This is a genomic window from Amycolatopsis sp. NPDC006125 (assembly GCF_040614195.1).
Lineage (GTDB): Bacteria > Actinomycetota > Actinomycetes > Mycobacteriales > Pseudonocardiaceae > Amycolatopsis_E > Amycolatopsis_E tucumanensis.
The window spans coordinates 1-7,116 of sequence record NZ_JBEXTZ010000187.1; the positions used below are offsets into that span (position 1 = coordinate 1).

General features: G+C 70.9%; 10 protein-coding genes and 1 pseudogene. 4 read left to right on the top strand and 7 right to left on the bottom strand.

The annotated features are described in order from the left end of the window. Positions 1 to 228 (bottom strand): annotated as a pseudogene (locus tag ABZ193_RS42750) (hypothetical protein); the annotation flags it as partial. A 45-nt stretch (positions 229 to 273) separates the two neighbouring features. Here ABZ193_RS42750 and ABZ193_RS42755 point away from each other — a divergent pair. Continuing rightward, positions 274 to 744, top strand: coding sequence for a ribose-5-phosphate isomerase (locus tag ABZ193_RS42755; RefSeq protein WP_017987650.1), 471 nt, complete (start codon positions 274 to 276; stop codon positions 742 to 744). Then, positions 744 to 1,553, top strand: a complete 810-nt coding sequence (locus ABZ193_RS42760) for a zinc finger domain-containing protein (RefSeq protein ID WP_020418223.1) — start codon at positions 744 to 746, stop codon at positions 1,551 to 1,553. Before ABZ193_RS42755 ends, ABZ193_RS42760 begins: the two co-directional genes overlap by 1 nt. A 45-nt stretch (positions 1,554 to 1,598) precedes the next feature. On the opposite strand, the gene ABZ193_RS42765 is transcribed toward ABZ193_RS42760, so the two are convergent. Genes ABZ193_RS42765 through ABZ193_RS42775 form a run of 3 tightly spaced genes read right to left on the bottom strand, consistent with a single transcriptional unit; the run spans position 1,599 to position 3,214 of the window. Further along, entirely contained in the window at positions 1,599 to 2,384 is a 786-nt protein-coding gene (locus ABZ193_RS42765) for a hypothetical protein (RefSeq protein WP_354714533.1), read from the bottom strand. A gap of 45 nt (positions 2,385 to 2,429) precedes the next feature. Next, positions 2,430 to 2,879, bottom strand: coding sequence for a hypothetical protein (locus ABZ193_RS42770; protein WP_354714535.1), 450 nt, complete (start codon positions 2,877 to 2,879; stop codon positions 2,430 to 2,432). Continuing rightward, positions 2,813 to 3,214, bottom strand: coding sequence for a methyltransferase domain-containing protein (locus ABZ193_RS42775; protein ID WP_354714537.1), 402 nt, complete (start codon positions 3,212 to 3,214; stop codon positions 2,813 to 2,815). Before ABZ193_RS42775 ends, ABZ193_RS42770 begins: the two co-directional genes overlap by 67 nt. Before the next feature lie 85 nt (positions 3,215 to 3,299). Here ABZ193_RS42775 and ABZ193_RS42780 point away from each other — a divergent pair, with 85 nt between their 5' ends. Together ABZ193_RS42780 and ABZ193_RS42785 are read left to right on the top strand one after the other, a co-directional pair. Further along, entirely contained in the window at positions 3,300 to 4,169 is an 870-nt protein-coding gene (locus ABZ193_RS42780) for an LLM class F420-dependent oxidoreductase (protein ID WP_020418226.1), read from the top strand. 11 nt (positions 4,170 to 4,180) lie between these two features. Further along, entirely contained in the window at positions 4,181 to 4,627 is a 447-nt protein-coding gene (locus tag ABZ193_RS42785) for a nuclear transport factor 2 family protein (RefSeq protein WP_354714539.1), read from the top strand. Positions 4,628 to 4,913: 286 nt separating this feature from the next. On the opposite strand, the gene ABZ193_RS42790 is transcribed toward ABZ193_RS42785, so the two are convergent. From ABZ193_RS42790 to ABZ193_RS42800, 3 genes are read right to left on the bottom strand one after another with little or no spacing between them, the layout of a single operon-like run. Continuing rightward, the gene (locus ABZ193_RS42790; RefSeq protein ID WP_354714541.1) at positions 4,914 to 5,321 is read right to left on the bottom strand and encodes an NUDIX hydrolase; all 408 of its coding nucleotides are present in this window, start codon (positions 5,319 to 5,321) and stop codon (positions 4,914 to 4,916) included. A gap of 49 nt (positions 5,322 to 5,370) precedes the next feature. Then, positions 5,371 to 6,006 carry a YdcF family protein gene (locus ABZ193_RS42795; protein ID WP_354714543.1) on the bottom strand — a complete coding sequence of 212 codons (636 nt, stop codon included), beginning with the start codon at positions 6,004 to 6,006 and terminating at the stop codon, positions 5,371 to 5,373. 6 nt (positions 6,007 to 6,012) lie between these two features. Further along, complete coding sequence (locus ABZ193_RS42800) at positions 6,013 to 6,561, bottom strand: AAA family ATPase (protein WP_354714545.1); 549 nt, start codon at positions 6,559 to 6,561, stop codon at positions 6,013 to 6,015. Between the last annotated feature and the right edge of the window lie 555 nt (positions 6,562 to 7,116).

Below are 7,116 nucleotides of genomic sequence, written 5' to 3' on the forward strand. Positions count from 1 at the left end.
GTGGCGCAGCCGGGGATCCCGGCCCACCGCGCCGGGCCGCGGCACCCGGCCACCGCGCCAGCGCAGGGGACGGACCCGGCCGCCGCGGCCCGTCACCAGGTCCACCGTCGTGCTGAACGACAGGACGTCCACGACGATCAGCACCGCGCACTCCCGCCCCAGCCCGGCGACCCCTTCCGCACCCCACTCCAACCGCAGGTCATGCCCGTCCTGGGCGAACGCGTCCACACCCCCCAGCATGCCCGGGTCCCACCCGGATGCGAGACTCCACCCGTGCGCGTCTACTTGGGATCAGACCACGCCGGCTTCGAGCTGAAGAACCACTTGGTCGAGTACTTGAAGGGCCAGGGCCACGAGGTCACCGACATCGGCCCGGCCGTCTACGACGCCGCCGACGACTACCCGGCCTTCTGCATCGAGACCGCCCGCCGAGTGGTGGCGGACGAGGGCAGCCTGGGCATCGTCATCGGCGGTTCCGGCAACGGCGAGCAGATCGCCGCGAACAAGGTGAAGGGCGCCCGGGCCGCGCTGGCCTGGAAGCCGGAGATCGCCGAGCTCGCCCGCCAGCACAACCACGCGCAGCTCATCGGCCTCGGTGCGCGCATGCACACCGTCGAGGAAGCCACCGCGATCGTCGACGCGTTCCTGTCGACCCCGCCGTCGGAGGACGAGCGGCACGGCCGCCGCGTGCAGCAGATGCTCGACTACGAGCGCACCGGCACCCCGCCGCCGCTGCCTGCCTGATGCCCGAAGGGCACACCCTCCACCGGCTCGCCCGCCTGCACCAGCGGCGGTACGCGGGCGCGCCGGTGGGCGTTTCCAGTCCGCAGGGCCGCTTCGCGAGCGAGGCGGCCCTTTTGGACGGTCAGGTCATGCTGAAGGCCGAGGCCTACGGCAAACACCTGTTCCACGACTTCGGCCCGCTCGGATCGGTGCACGTCCACTTGGGACTGTACGGCACGTTCACCGAGGCGAAACTGCCGGAAACCCCGCCGGTGGGCCAGGTCCGGCTGCGGCTGACCGGCCGGACGCACTGGACGGACCTGCGCGGCCCCACCCGGTGCGAGCTGCTGACTCCGGACGAGGTCGACGCGATCAAGGCGCGCCTCGGCCCCGACCCGCTGCGCCGCGACGCCCGTCCGGACGAGGCGTGGCAGCGGATCTCGGCGTCCCGCACGTCGATCGCCGCGCTGCTGATGGACCAGTCGGTCATCTCCGGCGTCGGGAACGTGTACCGCGCGGAGGTGCTGTTCCGGCACCGCATCAACCCGATGGTGCCCGGCCGCGCGCTGGACCACGTGCAGTGGAAGGAGATGTGGACCGACCTCGTCGCGCTGATGCGCAAGGGCGTGCGGATCGGCCGCATCGACACCGTGGACGACGAGCACCTGCCCGAGGTCACCGGCCGCGCGCCGCGGCAGGACCGGCACGGCGGCGAGGTGTACGTCTACCGGCGCACCGGCCAGCCGTGCCTGATCTGCGGCACGCCCATCGCCCACACCGAGCTGGCCGGGCGGAACCTCTACTGGTGCCCGGTCTGCCAGGCGGCGTGAAAAAGCGGGCCGGACGTGGTGTCCGGCCCGCTGTGCGGTGAGGCGTCAGAAGCCGCCGAAATCCCCGCCGAAGTCGCCTCCGAAGTCGCCGCCCATGTCGCCGCCGAAGTCCCCGCCCGCGTCGCCGCCGGCGTCACCCATGTCGCCGCCGTCGGCTCCCGCGTCGGCCATCGCGTCCTCCTGGCCGGCGTCGTAGCCGGACTCCCACGCCGACGCGCTCGCGATGCCTGCCATGCCGCTGAACATCGCGCTGAACAGGAACATCGAGCCCAGGCCCCACGCGCCCGCCACGAGCGCCGGCTTCCACCACGGCTCGCTGTACCAGCCCTGCGGCACCGGGCGCCCGGCCACGCGGCCACCCGGGTAGTAGTAGGGCGTGTTGTCGCCCGGGTTCGGCGACGCCTCGTAGTGCCTGCCCTCGACGTCCACGCTGCGGTGCTCGGTGACCTTGCCCGCGCGCTCGCGCTCGGCCTCCTCGGGCAGCTTGGGGCCGGGGTCCATGCCCATCGCCTCGCGCGCCGCGCGCACGTAGTAGAGGCCTTCGAGCGCGGTCTCCTTGACGAGCTTGGCCTGCTCGGCCGTCTGCGCCTGCTCCAGCTGCGAGCCCGCCGCGTTGTAGCGCTCGGACGCGTCGGCCAGTGCCTGCTTCGCCGGCTCGTTCGAACCCACGAGGTTCAGCACCTGGCCACCCAGGCGCTCGACCAGGCGCCGGGCGTCGGCCTTCGCGTCGTCGAGCTGGCGCCGCCGCGTGGCGGCCTGGGCCTTCGCGAAGTAGGCGATGCCGCCCACGATGAGGACGAGGAGCACGATCACGGTGATCGTGGTGCCCATGGCTACTCCCGGAAGTTCGGTGTCTTGAACCGGACAACGCGGGCGCTACGCCGATGGTTCCCAGCTCGCGCACAGGAAACGCACGGGCACCTCCTCGGTGAAGACGCCGCCGGGTTCGGCTTCGCGGAGCGCGGCCCGCAGGTCGGCGTCGAAACCGCGCCGGCCTGCGGCGTCGAGCTTTTCCAGCGCGCCCGCGGAGTAGAAGGCGCCGACGACCTCGTCGAGACCGAGCCGCTCGGTGTGATCAAGGCGATGTTCCCGCACCCGCGTGAACCCGGCCCGTTCGAGCAGGTCCCGGTACCGCGCGCGCTCGGCGTCGCTGCTGCCGCAGGTTGGGAAGTCCAGCGCGCCCAGCCAGCGGGTGGACACCTGCCGGATCGCCGTCGCCCACCGGGTGCGCTGCGTCCAGACCGGGGTGCCGTTGGCGATCACCGCGACGCCGCCGCCCGGCCGGAGCAGGCGGGACAGCGCCGCGAACAGCGGGCCGGGGTCCATCCAGTGCGCGCCTGGCCGATGGTGACGAGGTCGAGACCGCCCGCGCCGAGCAGGGGCTCCAGCGTGGGCACGTCGCTGTCCGCGCCGACGACCCACACGACGTTTCCGACCTCGGCGGCGCGGGCGTGCGCGAGCATGTCGGGGGAGGGGTCCATGCCGATCACCGCGCCCGCCCTGGCGGCCATCGGCACGGTCAGCTGACCGGTGCCGCAGCCCAGGTCCAGCACCCGGCCGAGCGGGAACTCCGCCGCCAGCAGGTCGAAGACCTCCGCCCGGTACCCGCGGCGGAAGCGCGCGTAGTCCGACGCGACGTCGCCGGCGAATTCCTGGATCACGGTGACCAGTCTGTGAGCTGCCGGAACGCGACCGCAAGCTGTTCCGCTCTCGACGAAAACTAGAACACGTTATAGTCTCGGTCGCATGAAGTTCACCCTCTCGGTCGCGATGAACCCCCTGGACCAGTTCACCGAGCTAGCGCGCACCGCCGAGGAGTGCGGCTTCTCCTCGATCGCGTTGCCGGACTCGCTGTTCTACTCCGAGCACGTGTCCGCCGAGTACCCGTACACGCCGGACGGCAGCCGGTTCTGGACCGCGGATACGCCATGGGCCGACCCGCTGGTGGCGGTCGCGACGATGGCCGCGGTGACGGAGCGGATCGAGTTCTACACGTCGGTGCTCAAACTCGGCTCGCGGAACCCGGTGCTGCTCGCGCGGCAGGTCGGGTCGGTCGCGGTGCTGTCCGGCAACCGGTTCGGGCTCGGGCTGGGCGTCGGCTGGTCGCCGGAGGAGTTCGAGTGGTGCGGCGCCCCGTACGCGAAGCGCGGCAAGCGCGTGGACGAGGCGATCGAGGTGCTGCGGCTGATCCTGGACGGCGGGATGGTCGAGTACCACGGCGAGTTCTTCGACTTCGACAAGCTGCAGATGAGCCCGGCGCCGTCGGAGCACGTGCCGTTCTACATCGGCGGGCACACCGAGGTGGCGTTGAAGCGCGCGGCGCGGGTCGGTGACGGCTGGTCCTCGGCGATGATGAAGTTCGACGACCTGCGCTCCACGATCTCGCGGCTCGCGGAGCTGCGTGCCGAGTACGGGCGGGCCGACGTGCCGTTCGAGATCCAGGCGGTGTGCATCGACCGGTTCGGCCTGGACGGCTACCGCGAGCAGGCCGAGATCGGCGTGACCGACATAGTCACGCAGCCGTGGGTGTTCGACGGCATCGGGTTCGGCGATCCGGTCGGACCGAAGAAGGACGCGATCCGCAAGTTCGCCGACGAGGTCATTTCCCGGTTCTGAGGGGGCGTGTCATGGGTGTTCAGGTGTGCTGGGACGTCGAGGCCGAGCAGCCGCCGGCCCGGGTCGCCGCGTGGCGGTCGATGAACGCGACCTGCCGCGGCGCGAAGGACGAGTGGCTGGCGTTGTTCGCGCCGGACGCGGTGATCGAGGACCCGGTCGGCAAGTCGATGTTCGACGAGGAGGGTCGCGGGCACCACGGCCACGACGGGATCGCGGCGTTCTGGGACCTGGCGATCGCGAAGGTCGAGCGGTTCGAGTTCGTGATCAAGGATTCGTTCGCGGCCGGCGACGAGGTGGCGAACGTCGGGACGATCACGACGTACCTGCCGGGTGGGTATCGCGTCGTCACCGAGGGCGTGTTCGTGTACCGGGTGGGCGAGGACGGGCTGGTCCGGTCGATGCGGGCGTTCTGGGAGACGGAGCGGGCGATGGCGACGGCGCGGCAGGTGGGCGGGTAAACAGTGGGCGCATGTTCGTAAGCCGTGTGTTACCGGCGGTGTGGCTGGTGTTCGCCGTGTGCCGGTGTTCGCCACGATGCCGCGCATGCACGGCAGATCGCCTTTGGAACTGTGCGTTTACTGGGGCTGGCTCCCCGACAGCGACGCCGGAGCCACCCACTGGGTCTCCCCGGCGCGCGACTACCATCCGAGGACCGGGCTGCGGTCGAACTGCGGGAGGCGCTGCATCCCGTCCGAGAGAACCCACGCGTGGCGCAAGCTGCCCCGGTGCCGGGAATGTGTGTCGTCACTGGGTGTCCAGCAGGACCGGACGTTCGACGGCGGCGTCGATCCGGGCGACCAGTGACGGGCGGGTCTTGGCGGGCAGCTCGTCGCGGGTGAACAGGCGCGCCGAGAGGATCTCGGGATCGGTGAGCGTGAGGGCGGCGACTTCGGCTTCGGTGATGAGCCCGCCGTCGAAGACGAAGTAGAGGCCCTCGGGCAGGCGATCCCCGGATTTGCGGTGGTCGATGACGAGGAGATCGCCACGGGGGCGCTCGATGCCGAGCTCTTCGCGGACCTCTCGCGTCGCGGCTGCCCACGGTGACTCTTCGGCGTCGACGGTGCCGCCCGGCAGGTCCCAGTACGGCTTGTACGAGGGTTCGACGAGCAACACGCGCCCGGCGTCGTCGCGGAACAGGACGCCGGCCGCCATGCGCTTGCGACGTATTCGTCGAAGGGGAGCAGATCCACGGGGTGCGAGGCTAGACCAGGCGTTTGGTGAACCCCGCGGCGATGAGGCGCTGCAGGGCACTGTGGACGTTCGCCGGGAAGGGTTGGGGGATCGCGAAACCCCGCTCGGCGTAGAGGGTGATCCGTTGTGTGTCGCCGACCAGCATGTTGATCACCCGGTCTTCGTCGCCGATGGTGTGCAGGTGCTCGTCGAGGGTTTGCGGTTTGGCGGCGCACACGACGTCCACCTCGGGCCACAGCTTGCGGCAAGTCGCGTAGGCGCGGCGCTGCTGGTAGGGGCGCGAGACGAGCGTCACGGACCGGATGTCGAGGTCGGCGAGCAGCCGGCGGGTGAAGGTGATGTTCTCGCCGGTGTTGGTGGCGCGGGTCTCGAGCCGGATGGCCGCCGCCGGCACGCCGCGGGCTCGAGCGTGCTCGCCGAAGTGGACGGCCTCGCCGCGCGGGAACAGGTCGACCGTGGTGGGCGCGTTGGCGCCCGTGAAGACGACCAGCGGGAACCGGCCGGCGTGGTACAGCTCGGCGGTGTGGTCGGCGACCCCGAGATCATGACTCCCGAGCCCCACCCCGACATCCGTCCGCCGCGACTCGTGGTCCAGGTGGTGGTAGCGCCAGAGCGTCTCGACGTCGGCGCGCAGGTGGTCGTCCACGTCGTCTCATCCCAGGCTGCGCCGCAGTGCGTGGTAGGTCAGTTCCACCTGGCCCTCCTCGACGTGCACGATCCGGGCCTGTGGCCGGGCCGCGATCACCTCCATCAACCGGTCGTACATCACCGACAGGTCGTCGAACCCGCCGTCGCGCCCGATCATCTCGTGGGCTTCGACGTGCAGTGGATCGGCTGCCGCGCGGGTGCGCTCGGCGAAGCGCCGCAGCACGTTCTCCCTGCTGTCGAGCAGCACGATCTCGTGGAACGCGGCTCCGACTTCGCGGGAGAGGCATTCGAGCTGGTCGATGAACGTCGTCCGGCCCAGGAACTGCGGGACCACCACGTCGTGCCCCGCTGAGAGGTGCGCACGAGCGGCGGCGAGCGTGACGCCGCGAGCGAGCAGGCCGGCGGTGTGCGGGTCGTCACGCCAGCGGCCGATCAGGCTCCGGACACGGTCGACGTCCAGGTTCAGGGTCAGCGGATGATCCTCGGCGTACCGCCCCGCGAGCGTCGACTTGCCACACGCGGGCGGACCGTTGAGCAGGATCAACCGCGGCACCCGGCAACAGTACCAACGACCGCCACCCCGGAGACGACGAGAGCGGGCGACGGGAATCGAACCCGCACCACGAGTTTGGAAGATTGGGTCTGCTGCGCGGCCGGTTGTGCTGACCTGCTGCTTCCTGGCCCGCTGAGGTCTGCGGTTGACCGCTGTTGACCGGGGCTACTGGCACGGGAATGGCACGCTGGTTGAGCTGCCCGAACCCCTCCCGTCACCCCGACACGCAGCCCACCACCGGCCGTAGTCACGATCGGCTGTCGGGGTGGTGATCGACTTGTGACCAGCGCATACGTAATGCGCGGCTCCTGGCGAACGACGTTCAATCCATAGCGTTGGCGCGAGGAGACCGAGCGTGAGAGTGCCCAGGCAGGCGGCGGTTGGCTGCCCAGGTGATGAGCTGTTGCGCTCGGTCCGGCTGTATCGGCGCGCCGCCGGCGGTGGCGAAGTGCCCGGCTGGGTTGCCGCGCCCCGCGGCTCGCCGGGCCGCGCCAAGCACTACGCGCCCGAGTCGCAGCGCGTGACGCCGCTGAACCCGTGGCAGGACGCGGACAT